This is a genomic window from Microbacterium sp. K41 (assembly GCF_004794395.1).
In the GTDB taxonomy this organism is placed as follows: domain Bacteria; phylum Actinomycetota; class Actinomycetes; order Actinomycetales; family Microbacteriaceae; genus Microbacterium; species Microbacterium sufflavum.
On sequence record NZ_SSDO01000289.1, the window covers coordinates 1 to 16,404 of the forward strand.

The window sequence follows — 16,404 nt, forward strand, 5'->3', positions numbered from 1 at the left end:
AACGCGCCGCGCGAGGCCGAGACCGCCGCCGATGCCGGGGCCGCAGTCGCGCGCAGGTCGTCGGCCACGGCGCTGGTCAGCTCGACCAGGCTCGTGTCGAGGGCTCCGGCGATCGCGGCGATCATCTCGCTCGACGGCTCCTTGAGCCCGCGCTCGACCTCGGAGAGGTATTGCGGCGACACCCCGGCCTTCTCGGCGGTGGCGGTGAGGGTCTCCTCGCGGTCGTGCCGCCGACGGCGGAGCTGGTCGCCCAGCAGCTGCCGCCACAGCGGCTCGGGGTCGCTCGGCTGGGGACGGGCGGGACGGGGAGCGCGGGGGAACGGGACGATGTCGGCCATGCCTCACGATAATCCGGGCGCGCGGCGGGGTTCGAGGCGTTCTGCTCAGAGCAGAACGCCTCAGAGTGCGGCGGTCACACCCGGGAGCAGCTTGGTGAGGATCGACTGGAGCTGTTCGCGTTCCGCGGGGGTGAGCGGGTCGAGCACCAGCTCGCGCACCTGCTCCACGTGCACGGGGGCGGCGGTGCGCAGCATCTCCCTGCCCGCGGGGGTGAGCGCGGCCGACAGCGTGCGCTTGTCAGTACTGCACGACGTGCGCTCGACCCAGCCCCGCTCCTCCAGCGAGTCGAGCGCGTGACTCAGCCGCGAACGGCTCAGACCGGCGATGCGTGCGAGTTCCGTCATGGTCACCGCGCCGTCGTCGCGCCCCGCGAGCGTGACCATGATCGCGTAGCGTGCGTGATTCAGGCCCACCTCGTCCTTGAGAGTGCGGTCGAGCACCTGGGGCAGCAGCTGCACGAAGCGGATGACGGGCAGCCACGTCGCCATCTCCGTGTCGTCGAGCCGCCGCTCCGAGCGCTGGGCCGTCATGGTGTCCTCCCCGCCGGTCACGCCGCCGACAGGTCGATCGTGTGCGCGGTGTGGTCGCGCTTGGCCTGCAGGTAGCGCGAGTTCGACTCCGACAGGTGCACGCCGGTGGGCACGCGCTCGGTCACGCGGATGCCCAGCGCCTCGAGCTGCACGGCCTTGTCGGGGTTGTTGCTCAGCAGACGGATGCCGTCGACCCCGACGCCGCGGAGCATCTGGGCGGCGACCGTGTAGTCGCGCTCGTCCTCGCCGTGACCCAGGGCGACGTTCGCCTCGTACGTGTCGAGACCGGCGTCCTGCAGCGCGTAGGCGTCGAGCTTGGCGTAGAGGCCGATGCCGCGACCCTCCTGGCGCAGATACAGCAGGAACCCGCCCTGCTCGGCGATCCGCTCGACCGCTTCGCGCAGCTGGGGGCCGCAGTCGCAGCGCTCGGAGCCGAACACGTCGCCGGTGAGGCACTCGCTGTGCGGGCGGACGAGCGGGGCATCGCCGCCCTCGGCCGCGCGTTCGAGCGCCGCGCGCCAGTCGCCGAGGCCGAGCAGCAGGTGCTCGCGTCCGTCGACCAGTCCGTCGAAGGTCACGACGTCGGCCGTGGTGGTGTACCCGTCGCCGAAGCGCAGCGGCACCCGCACGCGGGTCCGTTCGGTGGCGGCCGACGCGACGGTTGAACTTTCAATCATGCGGGGTGCAACGCCCGCCACCCGCTTCTATTCCCGACGGGCTTGCGGCGGGTGTCGTCGGATGACGCGACGAACCGAAGACGCACGGGGAGTCGGTAGCCTCGCAGCATGAGCGACCTCGTCTCCGCGACCGAACTGCACGACCTCCTCGCCGGTGAGGCGCCCGTCCGCGTGATCGATGTGCGCTGGCGTCTCGATCGACCGGAGGCCGGGCACGCCGACTACCTCACCGGTCACATCCCCGGCGCGGTGTTCGCGGCTCTGGACACGGAGCTGTCCACGCACGGCGAGCCGGACGCGGGGCGCCACCCACTGCCGTCGACCGCCACGCTCCAGGCGGCCGCGCGCCGGTGGGGCGTGCGCGAGGGCGACACGGTCGTGGCGTACGACGACACGAAGGGGCTCGCGGCGGCTCGCGCGTGGTGGCTGCTCCGGCAGGCCGGTGTTCGTGTGCGCGTGCTCGACGGCGGGCTCCGCGCCTGGACGGCCGCCGGGTACGACACCGCGACCGACGACGTGATCCCGGAGCCGGGCGATGTGGTGCTCGACGAGATCGGCGACGACGCCCTCACGATCGACGAGGCCGCTGCGTTCCCGGAGTCGGGCGTGCTCCTCGACGTGCGCGCGCCCGAGCGCTACCGCGGCGAGACCGAGCCGCTCGACCCGGTGGCCGGACACATCCCCGGTGCCATCAACCTCCCGACCGGTCTGCATCTCGATGCGGACGGCCGGGTGCTCGACCGCGACACCGTGCTCGCCACGCTCGAAGGGGTCGGCGTCACCCGCGGCACCCCTGTTGCGGCGTACTGCGGCTCCGGCGTCACCGCGGCGCACACGGCGCTCGTGCTGCACGAGGTCGGCATCGACGCCCGGGTGTTCCCCGGCTCGTGGAGCCAGTGGTCGAACACCCCCGGTCGTCCGGTTGCGACGGGCGATCAGCCCGGCTGAACCTCCGCGTCCGCGGGCTCGTACCCCCAGCGCAGCTGGAGGGCGCCCGGGCCGAACGCGCGCCGCACCTGGTGCACGGAGGTGCCGCGGGTGAGCGGGACGGGCGAGACCGAGCGGCCGTCCGGGGTCTCCACGACCTCTTCGCACCAGTCGGGCACCGCGTCGGGGTGGAATCGCGTCCACACCAGCAGCTCCCGGCACTGGCGGCCCACCGCGTGCCCGGTGTCGCGCGACGGCGGCGACCCCGGCGGGTGCTCCACCGACCACTCGACCATCGCCGTGTCGGGCGCCTCGAGCGGCACGTCCAGCTCGAACAGCGCGCCGTGCACCTCGCCGCCCGGGTGCGAGTAGTGGCGGGTGAAACGGCCGCCCGACACCGCCCGAAGGATGGGGGCGGGGGAGGGCAGCCCCGGCATGATCTCCAGGAACGGGATCGCGTGGATGGTGCCGGTCGTGGACTGCACGATGCTCCTGGTGGAGCAGAAGGACACGTTGCCTCGCTCGTCGACGTCGGTGACCGAGTGCGTGGTCAGCTCGCGTGACGTGTCGGGGTACGGGCTGCCCATCGCCGTGTAGGCGTCGATCACGGCCTGCTCGATCTCGCGGTGGTCGATGGGGAAGCCGCTCACCCCGAGCGGTCCGGTGCGGTTGGGGCGGAGCAGACGGCTGAGTGCGGCGTCCTCCAGGCCGAGCAGGTCCTCGATGTCGGCCAGGGCCGCGAGCGACTGCGCGCCCTCCGGCCGGCGAGACCCGGAGCGCCAGTAGCTCAGCGTGGCCATCGACACCCGGTTGCCGCGTGCCTTGAGCTGGCGTTGCAGCCAGGAGAGCGTCACGGGTCTCGCGTTGATCGCGTCGCGCAGTGCCCTGGCGAAGGCGCTGCGCCCGGGTGGGCGCGGCACGCCACCGTTCGTGTACTCCATCACAACCCCCCGTCCGGTATGTGAAGAACACTTCCCTAGAGTGAGCATAAGACCGCGCGAGCACGCTTCAGGGGACCGAGCGAGCACGTGGGTCACTGGGCTCTGACGTGTGGGGGAGGTGCCCGACCCCGCGACCGTCCGGCCCGACGCAGTGACGCCCCCCGTGCTGCGTATGTCGTGAAGCCCGGCAATCGATCTGGGGAGATCCGCCGGGCTTCACGCGCATCCGCCCGGCGCTGGCGTCTCCCGCCCCCGCGTAGACTGGGGGGAAACCCCGGAGGACTCTGCATGTCTGCCCCTGCTCGCGCGTTCACCATGCGCCACGTGCAACTGCTGCGCGCACTGTTCGCGGCCGTCGCCGCCCTCATGATCACCTTCTCGTCGGATCACTCCGCCCCGGTGGGGCTGTCGGTGTTCAGCGGGTTCGTGCTGGTGACGGCGCTCGTGCACGTGCTGGCCGCCTGGCTGGTGCTGCCCGCGGGTTCGCGCTGGTCCTCCATCCTGCTCGCCGTGGTGAGCGCCCTCGCCGGCATGGCGAGCGGCGTCCCCGCCTGGCGCACGGACGACGTGTTCTTCGTGGTGGTGATCTCGTGGGCGGTGCTCAGCGGCGGGATCGAGCTGCTCGCGGGCATCCGGGCGCGTCGCGTCGGCGGGATGCTCGCCCGCGACGCGATCACGGTCGGCGCGCTGACGCTCCTGCTGGCGGTGGTGATGCTGCTGATCCCGGCCGGGTTCGTGCAGGAGTACACGATCGACGCGGCGGGCACGTTCGTGCTTTCCGGCATCATCCTGGGCGTGGGCATGTTCGGCGGTTACGCGGCGATCGTCGCCGTCTTCCTCGGCATTGCGGGACTGACCCCGAAGCGCGCCGACGCGCCGGAGGTCCCCCACGACGACCAGAGCGAGCCGGTCCAGCACGGAGGAGAGCGATGAGCGACGAGAAGCCCACCCGGCGGGACATCCTGCGTCCGCTCCACCTGCTCGGCATCGCGCTGGGCTGCGGCGTGTTCGCGATGGTGGTCACGCTGGTGTCGACCGGTGCCTTCACCCTGCGCGTGAACACGGCCATCGCGAACGGTACGTACGAAGGGCTCACGCCGCTGGCCCTGAGCCTGGTCGTGGGCGGCTCCGCGTTCATCGTGACCCTGCTGATCCTCGCGATGCTGATCCTCGCGATCGACCCGGCCGATGTGACCAAGACCATCGACCGGCCGGTGCTGTACGACGCGGAGCCGGGCGAGAAGCCCGACAGCGACGACCAGGCCCCCGGGCGCTCCGGCACCGCGAAGTGACGACCCTCAGCCGCCCGTCCGTCGGAATACTCCGGCGGGCGGGCGGCTTGTGCCTGACGTGAGCACCCCCATCGATCGCGCCTCCGTCGGACTCCGCTCGGAACGCGGACCGGTGCTCGCGGCGCTGATGCTCTCGACGGGTCTCATCGCGATCGACGCCACGATCCTGGCCACCGCCGTGCCCAGCATCGTGCGCGACCTCGGCAGTTACCAGCAGTTCCCGTGGCTCTTCTCGGTGTACCTGCTCGCCCAGGCCGTGAGCGTGCCCATCTACTCGCGCTTCGCGGACACGGTCGGACGCAAGCCCATCATCCTGCTCGGCATCGCCCTGTTCCTGCTCGGCTCGATCCTCTGCGGTCTCGCGTGGAGCATGCCGGCGCTCATCGCGTTCCGGGTGGTCCAGGGGCTCGGCGCCGGAGCCGTCGCCCCCATGTCGATGACGATCGTCGGCGACATCTACACGGTCGCCGAGCGCGCGAAGGTGCAGGGCTACATCGCCAGCGTGTGGGCGGTGTCGTCGGTGGTCGGACCGGCCCTCGGCGGCGTGTTCGCACAGCTCGACGCGTGGCGCTGGATCTTCCTGATCAACATCCCCCTGTGCCTGCTCGCCGCGTGGGTGCTGCTGCGGCGGTACAAGGAGCAGAAGCAGACGCAACGGCACCGCATCGACTACCTCGGGGCCGTGCTGCTGACGGTCGGCCTGACCGGGGTGATCCTCGGGCTGCTCGAGGGCGGCAACGCCTGGGAGTGGCTGTCGGCGCCGAGCGCGCTGTGCTTCGGGGCGGGGATCGCGGCCCTGGTGCTGTTCGCGCTGGTGGAGCGGCGGGCACCGGAGCCGATCGTCGACCTGCGGCTCGTCTCGCGCCGGCTCATCCTCACCACGACCCTCGTGTCGCTCGGCGTGGGGGCGCTCATGATCGGCGTGACCAGCTTCGCGCCCACCTACCTGGAGGGCTCGCTCGGCATCGTGCCGCTGCTGTCGGGCCTCGCCGTGGCCGCGCTCACGCTCGGGTGGCCCATCGCCGCGGCCAACGTGGGGCGGTTGTACCTGCGCATCGGCTTCCGCCGCACCACGCTGATCGGCATGAGCATCGCCTCGGTCGCGGCGATCGTCCTGGCCTCGGTCGCGTCGTGGCCGAACCCGTACGTGCTCGCCGTGATCGCGTTCGTGCTGGGCTTCGGCCTGGGGTGGAGCGCGGCGCCGACCCTGATCGCCGCGCAGTCGTCGGTGGAGTGGGGTGAGCGCGGTGCCGTGACCGGCATGAACGCGTTCGCCCGCTCGGCAGGCAGTGCGGTCGGGGTGGCCGTGTTCGGGGCGATCTCGAACGCGATCATCTCCCAGGGGGCAGGGCCGGACGACCCCGGCACGATCGTGCACGCGTCGGTCGGGGTGTTCATCGCGGTCGCCGTGACCGCGCTGCTCACCCTGCTCGCGGCGTCGTTCATGCCGCGGGACCGCGTGGAGTCGTACTCCGGCTGACCGCGCGCCGGCTCAGCGGGCGAGGCGCTCGGCGATACCCGTGTAGGTCGCGGGGGTCAGGGCGAGCAGGCGCTGCTTGGCGGCGTCGCCGATCTCCAGACCCTCGACGAATGCCGCGAGCTCGGCCGCGCCGACGCGGTGCCCGCGCGTGAGCTCCTTGAGCAGCGCGTACGGGTCGGTGATGGTGGAGCGCCCGGCGACCACCTCGGCCCGGATGACCGTCTGGATCGCCTCGGCCAGCACCTCCCAGTTGCCGTCGAGGTCGGCGAGCAGCACGTCGCGCGAGAGCGAGATCGCGTTGAGTCCCCGGCGCAGGTTGTCGAGCGCGAGCAGCGAGTGCCCGAACGCGACACCGATGTTGCGCTGCGTGGTGGAGTCGGTGAGGTCGCGCTGCAGGCGGCTCGTGACGAGGGTCTGCCCGAGCGACGCGAACAGGGCGCCGGAGATCTCCAGGTTCGCCTCGGCGTTCTCGAAGCGGATCGGGTTGATCTTGTGCGGCATGGTCGACGAGCCCGTGGCACCGGCGACCGGGATCTGCGCGAAGTAGCCGAGCGAGATGTACGTCCAGATGTCGGTGGCGAGGTTGTGCAGGATGCCACCGGCGTGCCGCACGCGGTCGTAGAGCTCGACCTGCCAGTCGTGCGACTCGATCTGCGTCGTCAGGATGTTGAAGCCGAGCCCCAGGCCCTCGATGTACTCGCGGGCGATGGTGGGCCAGTCGGCGTCGGGGTCGGCGGACAGGTGCGCCGACCAGGTGCCGGTCGCGCCGGAGAACTTCGCGAGGTAGTCGGTGCCGGCGATCTGCGCACGGACGCGCTCCAGCCGCCACGCGAACACCGCGAGCTCCTTGCCCATGGTCGAGGGCGTGGCGGGCTGGCCGTGCGTGCGGGACAGCATCGCGGCGTCGGCGTGCTCGACCGCCAGCTCGCGCAGCTTCGCGATCACGGTGTCGAGGGCCGGGAGCCAGACCTCCTCGACCGCGCGCTTGACGGTGAGGGCGTAGGAGGCGGAGTTGATGTCCTCGCTCGTGCAGGCGAAGTGCGTGAGCTCGGCGATCGCGTCGAGTCCGAGCGTCGAGAGACGGTCGCGCACCAGGTACTCCACGGCCTTCACGTCGTGCTGCGTGACGGCCTCCTTCTCGGCGAGCCAGTCGATCTCGGCCTGGCCGAAGTCGCGGTACAGCGCGCGCAGGCGCTCCTTGTCGGCGTCCGACAGCGGGCTCGTCTCGAAGAGCGAGCGGTCGGTGAGCGCGATCAGCCATTCCACCTCGACCTCGACGCGCGCGCGGTTGAGCCCGGCTTCGGAGAGGAAGTCGGCGAGTCCGGTGACGGCACCGCGGTAGCGACCGTCGAGGGGGCTCAGGGGCTGCGGCGGGAGCGAGGGCTGGAAAGTCAGGGGAGTCCTCCTGATCGGGCCCCTCAGAGTCGGGGCGTGCGGGGCGGGCGCAGAGCGGGTTCGAGCTGGCGGAACAGCCCCCGCGTGGCGGTCTCAATCATACCGAGCACCGAATCGAACATCTCGGCGCCCGCGTAGTAGGGGTCCGGCACGTCGGGGCTCGGCGCGTTCGGGTCGAACGAGAGCAGGAGCGTGACCTTGCCCTCCTCGTCTTCGTCGCGCGCCCACTCCCGCAGGATGCGCTCGTGCGTGCGGTCGAGCGCGACCACGAGGTCGTTCTCCGCGAACGACGCGAACGTGAACTGCTTGGCGCGGTGCTGCGAGCCGTCGTAGCCGCGGCGCGCGAGCGAGTCGATCGTGCGGTGGTCGGCGCGCTCGCCCAGGTGCCAGTCGCCCGTGCCCGCGCTGCGCGAGACGATCCGCGCACCGAGGCCCTGGCGTTCCGCGAGGTCGCGGAACACGACCTCGGCCATGGGGGAGCGGCAGATGTTGCCCGTGCAGACGAAGATCACGCGGAAGGGATCCTGGGCTGTCACGGTGACCATTCTGCCGGTCGGGGCGCCTCCTGCACAGCGGCGGCCTCCCGGGACCCGCCCTTCCTGCACGTCTGTGCATCCGCGCGATCTCTTCACGGGCGCTGCGAACCGGGTCGGGAGCCATGTCGGCACCGGCGCAGGGTGGAGCCATGACCGCGTTCACCGCCACCACCTTCGACACTCCACCGCACGTCTGGGCCCGCATCCGCGCCTCGAGCCATCTGGGCGATGCGCTGCACGCGCTGAACGACGCCGTCGGCACGCTGCGCGCGGTGGTCGACGACACGGCGTGGGAGTCCGCCGCGCTCCGGGCGCTGCACGAGGGGATCGAGCGGCAGCACCACGCCGCGTCTGCCGAGGTCGAACGGCTCCGCGGTGTGCGCGACCACTGCCTGGGAGGCGACCGGTGGGCGGGCTGAGCATCGACCACGGCGGAGTGATCGCGGTCGACACCGAGGAGCTGCGGGCCGTGGCTGCGCGGATCGCGGCGGCCGCGGGGGCGTGCGGTCAGCCGGTGACGGTGACCGCCGCGCCCTCGTCGCCGCCCGCTTCGGCCCAGGCGAGCGAGTGCTCCAGGATCCCGCGCAGCACCGTCAGGTCCACCTGCTCCAGGTCGGGGAGGTAGAGGCAGCCGACGCCGGTGGTGTGCGGCCCGAGCCGTGCCAGGTCGTCCGCGTGCGCATCCGTCCCCTCGAAGAGGTAGATCGTGGTGGCGGCTCGGCGCGGCGCGAAGCCGAGGAGCGGGCTGTCGCCCTCGGTACCGGTCGGGTAGCGGTAGTGGCAGGAGCCGAAGCCGATGATGGTGCCCCAGGTCTGCGGCTCGCGGCCGGTGATCTCCTGCATGAGCGCGGTGAGCGTCTCCGCGTCTCGGCGCCGAGCGGCGGGGGAGGAGCGGGCGATGAGCCCGGCGACGTCGTTCCCCGTGGGCTTCACTTCGCCGCCTTGGCAGCGGCCTTCATCGCCTTCTTGTACTCGCGCACCTTCGTGAGCGACTCGGGGGAGACGATGTCGGCGACGCTGCGGTACGAGCCGTCCTCGCCGTAGGGCGCCGATGCCTCGCGCCAGCCCTCGCCCGTGAAGCCGTACTGCTTGCCGAGCAGCGCCAGGAAGATCTTGGCCTTCTGCTCACCGAAGCCGGGCAGTGCCTTCAGGCGCTTCAGCACCTCCGCACCGTCCGGGTCGCCCGCGGTCCACAGCGCTGAGGCGTCGCCGCCCCACTCGTCGACGATCGCCTGGCACAGCGTCTGCACGCGGGCGGCCATCGACCCGGGGAACCGGTGCACGGCGGGCGTCTGGCGGAACGCCTCGAGGAACTCCTCGGGTGCCATCCCCGCGATGGCCGCGGCATCGGCCGCACCGGTGCGCTGTTCGATCTTGAGCGGACCGGCGAAAGCGGTCTCCATGGGCACCTGCTGGTCGAGCAGCATTCCCACGAGCAGCGCGAGCGGGTTCTCGGTCAGCAGGGTGTCGGCGGCGGTGTCTCCGGTGATGTGAAGGGCCATGCCTCCAGTCTCCCATCCCGGGCGGATGCCGCGGGGGTGGTGGCAGGACCGTTCAGTTGCCGACGCATGCACAATGCATGTGCCGTATGCTTGGTGCATGACGACGATCCAGGTTCGAAACGTGTCCGACGAGACGAGTCGTGCGCTCAAGGCGAAGGCTGCACTCGAGGGCCGCTCGCTGAGTGACTACCTGCTGCGCGAGCTCGACCGCCTCGCGACGCGTCCGAGTCGGGCTGAACTGCTGGAACGGATCGCGAGTCGTGGTGTCACCACGCTCGAACCTGCAGCACAGGTGCTCGCCGAGCAGCGGCCCGGTCGATGACACTGGTCATCGACGCATCCGCGGTCGCCGAGATCCTGTTCGGCACGGAGGCAGGCCGAAGGGCAGCCGCGTTGATCGACGGGCATGAGCTACTGGCGCCGCAGCACCTCACGGCCGAGGTCGCCTCCGTCATCCGGGGATGGTCTCTCAGCGAACAGATCACAGATGAGCAGGCGCTGCGCGCGTTCGGTGAGTTCGACGCGCTCGGCATCGAGCAGATGCCGATGATGTCGATGCTTCCGGCTGTCTACGCGCTGCGGCACAACGTCAGCGCGTATGACGCGATGTACCTCGTGCTCGCGCGCGCGGCGCAGTGCTCATTGCTGACTCTCGATGCTCGTCTCGCGGCATCCGCTGCGGATTGCGCACTGCTGCCGTAGTTCTTCGCGCATGACTGGCGTCGCCGCCTCCGGCTGAGCGGCTACGCGCTGATCCCGGGCGACCGCGCCGTCAGGCGGAGGCGGCGTCCTCGGCGGCGGGGGCCTCGGGGCTGAGGCCGTACAGGGCGGACAGCGCGGCGGCGAACTCGTCGGCCCTGCCCTCCGCGGCGAGCTCGTGGGCGCGGACGGTCGGGGTGTGCAGCAGCACGCCGACGAGGTGCCGCAGCGCCTGCTCGACCTTGCCGTCCTCGTCGCCGCGCGCACGGGCCCGGTCGATCTCGGTGTCGAGCAGCGAGAAGATGTGCGACCGCAGGGCCACGACGGAGGGGGTCACGCTCTGGCGGGCACCCACGACGTGGAAGGTATCCGCGGCCTCACGCACGACGGTGCGGGCGGCGTCGGTCGCCTGCAGCTCCTCGAGCGGCGCGTGCAGGCGGATGGTTTCGAGGTCGAGCAGCGCCACGCCCTCCAGGGTCGCGACCGCGGGGTCGACGTTGCGCGGCATCCCGAGGTCGACCACCAGCTGGCTGTGCGAGCCCACCGGGCATCCGGCCGCGGCGAGACCGACGGGGAGCTGCAGGTGCTCCGGTCCCAGCACCGGTTCGGTGGCGGAGGTGCAGGTGATGAGCAGGCTGGAGTGTGCGGCTGTGCGGGCGTAGTCCGCGGCTGCGACCCCGCGGATGCCGTGCTTCGCCGCGAAGATCTCGGCCCGACCTGAGGGCGAGTACACGGAGATGTCGACCGCGCCGCGCTCGCGCAGCGTCGCGAGGGTCACGGCCGCATAGGCGCCAGTGCCCACCAGGAGCACGCGCTCGGCGGACCAGTCGGCGATGCGGCTGTCGGCCAGTTCGAGTGCCAGGCGCACGAGCGAGCGACCGGCGCGCCCGAGCGCGGTGACGTTCTTGACCTTGCGCTGCGCCTGGCTCGCGCGCTGGAAGAGGCGCTCGAGCTCGGGGGAGGTGGTGCCGTCCTTGCGGGCCGACTTCAGGGCCCGGCGCACCTGGCCGGCGATCTCACCCTCACCCGACACGACCGACTCGAGGCCGGAGGCGACGGAGAACAGGTGCTCGGCCACCCGACGCCCGGCGTGGACGGTGTAGGCGCCGTCGAGGTCGGCGGCCGGGATGCCCGTGGCGGACTCGACGGCTTCGAGCACGGCCTCGACGCCGATCGCGCCCGCGGCGGTCATCGGCTCGTCCATCTCGACGTACGCCTCGAACCGGTTGCACGTCGCCAGCACCACGGCACCCTGCACGCACGGCGTCATGCCCACCAGGGTGGGGGCGACATCGTCGGGGGTGCGGCTCAGGCGTTCGAGCAGTTCGAAGGAGGCGGTCTTGTGACTCGCCGTCACACACAGCAGCACCCCTCGATTGTACCGGAGCGTTCGGACAGGCGGACTCGGCGGCCCCATAACCGGGCAATGGGAGGATGGGGGCATGGCCCTTTCCGACGCTCCGCTGCTGCGCGCCCTCACGGGCGACCGCCCCGACACGACGCCCGTCTGGTTCATGCGGCAGGCCGGCCGCTCGCTGCCCGAGTACCGGGAGCTGCGGGTGGGCACACGGATGCTCGACGCCTGCCTCACGCCCGACCTCGCGGCGGAGATCACCCTGCAGCCGGTGCGGCGGCACGGTGTGGACGCGGCGGTGTTCTTCAGCGACATTGTGATCCCGCTGCGCCTCGCCGGCGTCGAGGTGGAGATCGAGCCGGGGCGCGGGCCGGTGTTCGCGAACCCCGTGCGCACGAGGGCCGATGTCGAGCGGATCACCGCGATCGACCCGGAGTCGCTCGACGGCACGGCGATCGCGGAGGCGGTGGGCATCGTCGCGGCGGAGCTCGGCGACACCCCGGTGATCGGCTTCGCCGGCGCGCCCTTCACGCTCGCGGCCTACCTCGTCGAGGGCGGCCCGTCGAAGGAGCACCTGCGGGCACGCGGCATGATGCACGCGGACCCCGACGCCTGGCACCGCCTGGCGGGGTGGCTCGCCCGCGTCTCCCGACGATTCCTGGAGACGCAGCGCGACGCGGGTGCCGCGGTCGTGCAGCTCTTCGACAGCTGGGCCGGCTCGCTCAGCCCCGCCGACTACCGCACGTTCGTGGCGCCGCATTCGACCGCCGCGCTCGACGGCATCGGTGTCCCCACCATCCACTTCGGCGTCGGCACCGGCCCGTTCCTCGCCGACATGCGCCTGGGCGGCATCGCCGACGGGGTCGGCGTGGACTGGCGTCTTCCGCTCGACGAGGCCGCGGCGATCCTCGGACCGGACACGAGCGTGCAGGGCAACATCGACCCCGCGCTGCTCGCGGCGCCGTGGCCCGTGCTGGAGGCGCATGTGCGCGACGTCCTGGAGCGCGGTCGTGCGGCCCGCGGGCACATCGTCAACCTCGGTCACGGGGTGCCGCCCGAGACCGACCCCGACCAGCTGACGCGCATCGTCGAGCTGGTGCACGGCGCCTGAGCACGCGTCACCCCCGGGCGCGGTGGAAGGATGGACGGCATGAGCCCTGACCCCTCCGGTGCACACCCGTCCGCGGCCGAGCCGGCCGACCTGGCCGCACGCGCCGCGGAGAAGCACGTCGTCGTGATCGGCGGGGGCATGGGTGGTCTCGTCGCCGCCCGCGAGTGCGCCAAGGTCGGCATGCGGGTCACGGTGCTGGAGGCTGCCGAGGCGCTGGGCGGTGCCCTGCGTCGCGTGGAGCTCGACGGTGTGACGCTCGATGCGGGCGCCGAGAGCTACGCGACCAGGGGCGGCCTCGTCCGCGCCCTCGTCGACGAGCTCGGACTCGCGGATCGGGTCGTGCCCCCTCGCGCGGGCGGCGCCTGGCTCTCCGGCATCCCCGGCACGGGTGCGGCTCCGCTCCCGGTGGGCGGGGTCCTCGGCATTCCCGGCAACCCGTTCCAGGACGACGTGCGGCGCATCATCGGATGGTCGGGCGCATGGCGCGCCTACCTCGACCGCGTACGGCCGCCGCTGACCATCGGCCACGAGCTGAGCCTCGGGCGGCTCGTTGCCTCCCGCATGGGCCCGAAGGTGCGCGACCGCCTGGTCGCCCCGGTCACGACGGGCGTGTACTCCGCGTCGCCCGACGACGTGGACATCGACGTGGCCGCCCCGGGGCTGAACGCCGCCCTGACCCGCGTCGGCTCGCTGTCCGGCGCGGTGCTGGCGCTGCGCGGGAACGGCGGCTCCGGTGGGGCGAAGGCTCCGGGTGCCGCGGTGGAAGGCCTCCGTGGCGGTATGACCGTGCTTGTGGACGCGATCGCCGACGACCTCGCCCAGCTCGGGGCGACCGTGCGCACGGGAGTGCGGGTGCTCTCGGTCGTGTCGGAGGACGGCGGTTGGCGGGTCACGGCCGCGACGCAGCTCGACACCCCGACGCAGACGCCGGAGCCGTGGGTTGCCGAGTCGGAGCCTCTGGCCGACGTCGTCGCGGTGACGGACGAGCCGGTGGAGGAGCTTCTCCGTGCGGACGCCGTGATCGTCGCGACCGCGGAGTCCGTGGCGCGGGAGCTGCTCGCCGACGCGGTGCCGGCGCTCGCTCTGGCCGAAGCGGCTGCGTCCCCGGAGATCGAGATCGTCACACTGCTGCTGGATGCGCCGGCTCTGCGCAGCGTGCCGCGTGGAACCGGCGTGCTCACGGTGCCTGGGAGCCACACGGCCAAGGCGCTCACCCACTCGACGGCGAAGTGGGAGTGGGTGCGGGAGGCCGCGGGCGACAGGGAGGTCGTGCGGGTGTCGTTCGGCGCGCAGGGGGAGCCCGCGGCCACCGCCGCCCTCGACGACGCGGCGGCGATCGACCTCGCGCGGCGGGAGGCGGCCGCGCTGCTCGGCGTACCGCTGGAGCCGACCCAGGTGATCGCAGGGCACCGCGGACGGTTCGTGCAGTCGCAGCCCGCGTCGCTCCTCGGATCGGGGGCGCGGCGCCAGGCCGCGCGCGATGCGATCCAGGCGATCCCCGGCCTGGCGGTGGTCGGTGCCTGGGTGGCCGGGACCGGCCTCGCACAGGTGGTCCCGGATGCCACGGAGGCGTCCGATCGCCTGCGTCGCGCGCTCCTGTGGGACTGATCGGGCGACCTCCGCGCACCACGAAGCGCACAAGCGTGAGTGGCGAAGGACCCGCTGTCAACCCTCTCCGGGATTGATGCCGAAATCGGCATACGGGGTTACGCTGGGTACCTGATCGCGGCGGAGACGTCGGCGATCGGCGTCCGAACCGGACGACCACCGCCGGAACAACGTGAGGAGACCCCATGAAGGGGAAGATCGGACTCGTCGTCGGACTCGGCGTCGGCTATGTGCTGGGCACCCGTGCCGGACGCGAACGTTACGAGCAGATCCGGACGCAGTGGCTCAAGGTCTGGAACACGGATCCCGTCCAGGACCAGGTGGAGAAGGTCAAGGACTTCGTCGGCGACAAGGCCGCGGCCGTCCCGGGTGCCGTGTGGACGGGCGCGGTGAAGATCGTGAAGTCGGTCACGGGCAACGGCACGCCCGGCCAGAAGCTCGACGCCGTGATCGCGTCGGGCAAGGAGGCCGCCGAGGAGGTCTCGGAGGCGGCGGAGGACGCGGTCGACGAGGTCAAGGAGCGTGCCGCTGCGGCTGACAAGCCCGCTGCGAAGAAGCCCGCGACGAAGCCGGCAGCGCAGAAGTCCGGCGACTGACATGCCCCGCGGATACCGGGATCGCGCCGACGACAGTCTGCTGACCCTGCTCGGGGATCTGCCCGAGCTGGTCACCAACCTCGTGAAGGCGGAGATCGACGCCGCCAAGGCGTGGGTCTCGCGCACGGCGAAGGATGCGGGGATCGGCTCGGTCTGGTTCCTCGTCGCCCTGTTCTTCCTGTTCTGGGCCGTGCCGGTGATCCTCGTGTTCGCGATCGCCGGCCTGTCGTCGTGGTGGCCCGTGTGGCTGTCGGCGATCGCCGTGTTCGGCATCCTGATCCTCGCCGTGCTGCTGTTCGCGCTGCTCGGCATCCTCAAGTTCCGCAAGGTGCTCAAGCGCCAGAACCCGGCGCAGGCCGTGGCCGAGGACATCCGAATCGTGAAGGAGGCCGGCGATGAGCACCCCTGAGTCGCTGCCGCGCACCGCCGTCCCCGCGGGCATCGTCGATCCCGTGACGTCGGCTCGCGCCGAGCTGAAGGCGGCGCTCGCCGCGATCGAGATCAAGGGCAACATCCCGCGCCGGGTGGAGAAGGCGTCGGCGCGTGCCGCGGTCAAGGCACGCGCGTTCGCCGATCGGAACCCGGTGGGCGCGGTCGCCGCGGCCGTCGGGATCGCCGCCGTCGTCGGCGGCGCCGTGTGGGCGATCGCTCGGGCCATCGCACGCTGACGGTCGGCCGTTCCTCGCGGTATTCCCCTGATTAGGGGCTTCTCCGTGAAAGGGGCAGACTGGGATCATGTCCGAAGTGCGCGAAGAGAACCCGTCCGGCTTCACCCTCTGGGCCGTGTGGCGACGCAATCCCGATGCTCCCGTCACCGAGAACGACGCCACGGAGCTCGAGTCGATCGTCTCGCACATCGAGGACTCCGGCGTCACCGTCCGTGGCTTCTACGACGTCTCCGGGCTGAAGGCTGACGCCGATCTGATGGTGTGGCTGCACGGTGACACCGCCGAAGAGCTGCAGAAGGCGCTGCGCCGCCTCCGTCGCACGGAGCTGCTGCGCTCGCTGCTGCCGGTGTGGAACGTGATGGGCGTGCACCGCGACGCGGAGTTCAACCGCTCGCACGTGCCGGGGTTCCTCCGCGGCGTCGCACCGAAGGACTGGCTCTGCCTGTACCCGTTCGTCCGCACCCCGGAGTGGTACCTGGCGCCGGAGGCTGACCGCCGCGCGATGCTCGCCGACCACGGGCGCAAGGGCGCTGCGTTCACGGGCGTCATCGCGAACACCGTCGCCGCGTTCGCGCTGGGTGACTACGAGTGGCTGCTGCCGATGGAGGCCGACGACGTGACCGACCTGGTCGACATGATGCGCGACCTCCGTTACACCGAGGCGCGGATGTTCGTGAAGGAGGAAGTGCCCTTCTACACGGGGCGCCGTCTGCGCTTCGACGAGATCGCCGACGTGCTGCAGTAACCGC

Annotated in this window: 22 protein-coding genes; 13 read left to right on the plus strand and 9 right to left on the minus strand. The window is 71.8% G+C overall.

Translation table 11 applies throughout. From position 1 onward, the window contains the following. The 3 genes from DW309_RS08280 to DW309_RS08290 form a co-directional block, all read right to left on the minus strand. Window positions 1-338 (minus strand): helix-turn-helix domain-containing protein (locus tag DW309_RS08280; protein ID WP_136045101.1); only part of this gene is annotated, 338 nt, incomplete at its 3' end. Between the two features lie 60 nt (window positions 339-398). After that, window positions 399-869, minus strand: coding sequence for a MarR family winged helix-turn-helix transcriptional regulator (locus DW309_RS08285; RefSeq protein WP_136045102.1), 471 nt, complete (start codon window positions 867-869; stop codon window positions 399-401). Between the two features lie 17 nt (window positions 870-886). After that, on the minus strand, window positions 887-1,546 hold the full coding sequence (locus DW309_RS08290; RefSeq protein WP_136045103.1) for a GTP cyclohydrolase II: 660 nt from the start codon (window positions 1,544-1,546) through the stop codon (window positions 887-889). Window positions 1,547-1,654: 108 nt separating this feature from the next. Between DW309_RS08290 and DW309_RS08295 the strand changes: the two genes are divergently transcribed. Then, window positions 1,655-2,494, plus strand: coding sequence for a sulfurtransferase (locus tag DW309_RS08295; protein ID WP_136032024.1), 840 nt, complete (start codon window positions 1,655-1,657; stop codon window positions 2,492-2,494). Here DW309_RS08295 and DW309_RS08300 read toward each other — a convergent pair. Beyond that, a complete protein-coding gene (locus DW309_RS08300) occupies window positions 2,482-3,414 on the minus strand; it encodes a hypothetical protein (RefSeq protein ID WP_136045104.1) in 933 nt (310 codons plus the stop codon). The genes DW309_RS08295 and DW309_RS08300 overlap by 13 nt on opposite strands. Window positions 3,415-3,702: 288 nt before the next feature. Between DW309_RS08300 and DW309_RS08305 the strand changes: the two genes are divergently transcribed. The 3 genes from DW309_RS08305 (at window position 3,703) to DW309_RS08315 (ending at window position 6,186) form a co-directional block, all read left to right on the plus strand. Next, entirely contained in the window at window positions 3,703-4,347 is a 645-nt protein-coding gene (locus DW309_RS08305) for an acyl-CoA synthetase (RefSeq protein WP_136036388.1), read from the plus strand. Beyond that, on the plus strand, window positions 4,344-4,706 hold the full coding sequence (locus DW309_RS08310) for a hypothetical protein (protein ID WP_136045105.1): 363 nt from the start codon (window positions 4,344-4,346) through the stop codon (window positions 4,704-4,706). Before DW309_RS08305 ends, DW309_RS08310 begins: the two co-directional genes overlap by 4 nt. Before the next feature lie 127 nt (window positions 4,707-4,833). After that, window positions 4,834-6,186 carry an MFS transporter gene (locus DW309_RS08315; protein WP_446724694.1) on the plus strand — a complete coding sequence of 451 codons (1,353 nt, stop codon included), beginning with the start codon at window positions 4,834-4,836 and terminating at the stop codon, window positions 6,184-6,186. Window positions 6,187-6,198: 12 nt separating this feature from the next. Here DW309_RS08315 and purB read toward each other — a convergent pair whose 3' ends face one another. Then, complete coding sequence (purB, locus tag DW309_RS08320) at window positions 6,199-7,581, minus strand: adenylosuccinate lyase (protein WP_136045107.1); 1,383 nt, start codon at window positions 7,579-7,581, stop codon at window positions 6,199-6,201. Window positions 7,582-7,604: 23 nt separating this feature from the next. Continuing rightward, complete coding sequence (locus DW309_RS08325) at window positions 7,605-8,126, minus strand: low molecular weight protein-tyrosine-phosphatase (RefSeq protein ID WP_205812681.1); 522 nt, start codon at window positions 8,124-8,126, stop codon at window positions 7,605-7,607. Window positions 8,127-8,266: 140 nt separating this feature from the next. Here DW309_RS08325 and DW309_RS08330 point away from each other — a divergent pair, with 140 nt between their 5' ends. Beyond that, on the plus strand, window positions 8,267-8,536 hold the full coding sequence (locus DW309_RS08330; protein ID WP_136032036.1) for a hypothetical protein: 270 nt from the start codon (window positions 8,267-8,269) through the stop codon (window positions 8,534-8,536). A gap of 88 nt (window positions 8,537-8,624) precedes the next feature. Here DW309_RS08330 and DW309_RS08335 read toward each other — a convergent pair whose 3' ends face one another. After that, window positions 8,625-9,050: a DUF1801 domain-containing protein gene (locus tag DW309_RS08335; protein WP_136045108.1), complete on the minus strand. Its 426-nt coding sequence runs from the start codon at window positions 9,048-9,050 to the stop codon at window positions 8,625-8,627. After that, entirely contained in the window at window positions 9,047-9,619 is a 573-nt protein-coding gene (locus DW309_RS08340; protein WP_136030746.1) for an HhH-GPD-type base excision DNA repair protein, read from the minus strand. Before DW309_RS08340 ends, DW309_RS08335 begins: the two co-directional genes overlap by 4 nt. A gap of 97 nt (window positions 9,620-9,716) precedes the next feature. On the opposite strand from DW309_RS08340, the gene DW309_RS08345 reads away from it, so the two are divergent. After that, a complete protein-coding gene (locus DW309_RS08345; protein WP_205812683.1) occupies window positions 9,717-9,941 on the plus strand; it encodes a FitA-like ribbon-helix-helix domain-containing protein in 225 nt (74 codons plus the stop codon). Further along, on the plus strand, window positions 9,938-10,321 hold the full coding sequence (locus tag DW309_RS08350; RefSeq protein ID WP_136045109.1) for a type II toxin-antitoxin system VapC family toxin: 384 nt from the start codon (window positions 9,938-9,940) through the stop codon (window positions 10,319-10,321). Before DW309_RS08345 ends, DW309_RS08350 begins: the two co-directional genes overlap by 4 nt. 70 nt (window positions 10,322-10,391) lie before the next feature. Here DW309_RS08350 and DW309_RS08355 read toward each other — a convergent pair whose 3' ends face one another. Next, on the minus strand, window positions 10,392-11,687 hold the full coding sequence (locus DW309_RS08355; RefSeq protein ID WP_136045110.1) for a glutamyl-tRNA reductase: 1,296 nt from the start codon (window positions 11,685-11,687) through the stop codon (window positions 10,392-10,394). Window positions 11,688-11,760: 73 nt separating this feature from the next. Between DW309_RS08355 and hemE the strand changes: the two genes are divergently transcribed. From hemE to hemQ, 6 genes are all read left to right on the plus strand, one after another. Then, window positions 11,761-12,783: a uroporphyrinogen decarboxylase gene (hemE, locus tag DW309_RS08360; RefSeq protein WP_136030742.1), complete on the plus strand. Its 1,023-nt coding sequence runs from the start codon at window positions 11,761-11,763 to the stop codon at window positions 12,781-12,783. 39 nt (window positions 12,784-12,822) lie between these two features. Continuing rightward, entirely contained in the window at window positions 12,823-14,391 is a 1,569-nt protein-coding gene (locus DW309_RS08365; RefSeq protein ID WP_136045111.1) for a protoporphyrinogen/coproporphyrinogen oxidase, read from the plus strand. 185 nt (window positions 14,392-14,576) lie between these two features. Next, window positions 14,577-14,987 carry a hypothetical protein gene (locus DW309_RS08370; protein ID WP_136036608.1) on the plus strand — a complete coding sequence of 137 codons (411 nt, stop codon included), beginning with the start codon at window positions 14,577-14,579 and terminating at the stop codon, window positions 14,985-14,987. A gap of 1 nt (window position 14,988) precedes the next feature. Beyond that, entirely contained in the window at window positions 14,989-15,396 is a 408-nt protein-coding gene (locus DW309_RS08375; protein ID WP_136030735.1) for a phage holin family protein, read from the plus strand. Then, window positions 15,383-15,655, plus strand: coding sequence for a hypothetical protein (locus tag DW309_RS08380; RefSeq protein WP_136036607.1), 273 nt, complete (start codon window positions 15,383-15,385; stop codon window positions 15,653-15,655). The genes DW309_RS08375 and DW309_RS08380 overlap by 14 nt, the downstream gene beginning before the upstream one ends. Before the next feature lie 67 nt (window positions 15,656-15,722). Next, the gene (gene hemQ / locus DW309_RS08385) at window positions 15,723-16,400 is read left to right on the plus strand and encodes a hydrogen peroxide-dependent heme synthase (RefSeq protein WP_206252488.1); all 678 of its coding nucleotides are present in this window, start codon (window positions 15,723-15,725) and stop codon (window positions 16,398-16,400) included. The last annotated feature ends 4 nt before the right edge of the window (window positions 16,401-16,404 follow it).

Coding starts and splice junctions, on each gene's coding strand:
- DW309_RS08375 (WP_136030735.1), top strand. CDS start 14,989: ATGCCCCGCGGATACCGGGATCGCGCCGACGACAGTCTGCTGACCCTG.
- DW309_RS08300 (WP_136045104.1), bottom strand. CDS start 3,414: ATGGAGTACACGAACGGTGGCGTGCCGCGCCCACCCGGGCGCAGCGCC.
- DW309_RS08340 (WP_136030746.1), bottom strand. CDS start 9,619: ATGGCCCTTCACATCACCGGAGACACCGCCGCCGACACCCTGCTGACC.
- DW309_RS08345 (WP_205812683.1), top strand. CDS start 9,717: ATGACGACGATCCAGGTTCGAAACGTGTCCGACGAGACGAGTCGTGCG.
- DW309_RS08325 (WP_205812681.1), bottom strand. CDS start 8,126: ATGGTCACCGTGACAGCCCAGGATCCCTTCCGCGTGATCTTCGTCTGC.
- DW309_RS08350 (WP_136045109.1), top strand. CDS start 9,938: ATGACACTGGTCATCGACGCATCCGCGGTCGCCGAGATCCTGTTCGGC.
- DW309_RS08285 (WP_136045102.1), bottom strand. CDS start 869: ATGACGGCCCAGCGCTCGGAGCGGCGGCTCGACGACACGGAGATGGCG.
- DW309_RS08290 (WP_136045103.1), bottom strand. CDS start 1,546: ATGATTGAAAGTTCAACCGTCGCGTCGGCCGCCACCGAACGGACCCGC.
- DW309_RS08370 (WP_136036608.1), top strand. CDS start 14,577: ATGAAGGGGAAGATCGGACTCGTCGTCGGACTCGGCGTCGGCTATGTG.
- hemE (WP_136030742.1), top strand. CDS start 11,761: ATGGCCCTTTCCGACGCTCCGCTGCTGCGCGCCCTCACGGGCGACCGC.
- DW309_RS08380 (WP_136036607.1), top strand. CDS start 15,383: ATGAGCACCCCTGAGTCGCTGCCGCGCACCGCCGTCCCCGCGGGCATC.
- DW309_RS08365 (WP_136045111.1), top strand. CDS start 12,823: ATGAGCCCTGACCCCTCCGGTGCACACCCGTCCGCGGCCGAGCCGGCC.
- DW309_RS08315 (WP_446724694.1), top strand. CDS start 4,834: ATGCTCTCGACGGGTCTCATCGCGATCGACGCCACGATCCTGGCCACC.
- DW309_RS08310 (WP_136045105.1), top strand. CDS start 4,344: ATGAGCGACGAGAAGCCCACCCGGCGGGACATCCTGCGTCCGCTCCAC.
- hemQ (WP_206252488.1), top strand. CDS start 15,723: ATGTCCGAAGTGCGCGAAGAGAACCCGTCCGGCTTCACCCTCTGGGCC.
- DW309_RS08295 (WP_136032024.1), top strand. CDS start 1,655: ATGAGCGACCTCGTCTCCGCGACCGAACTGCACGACCTCCTCGCCGGT.
- DW309_RS08305 (WP_136036388.1), top strand. CDS start 3,703: ATGTCTGCCCCTGCTCGCGCGTTCACCATGCGCCACGTGCAACTGCTG.
- DW309_RS08330 (WP_136032036.1), top strand. CDS start 8,267: ATGACCGCGTTCACCGCCACCACCTTCGACACTCCACCGCACGTCTGG.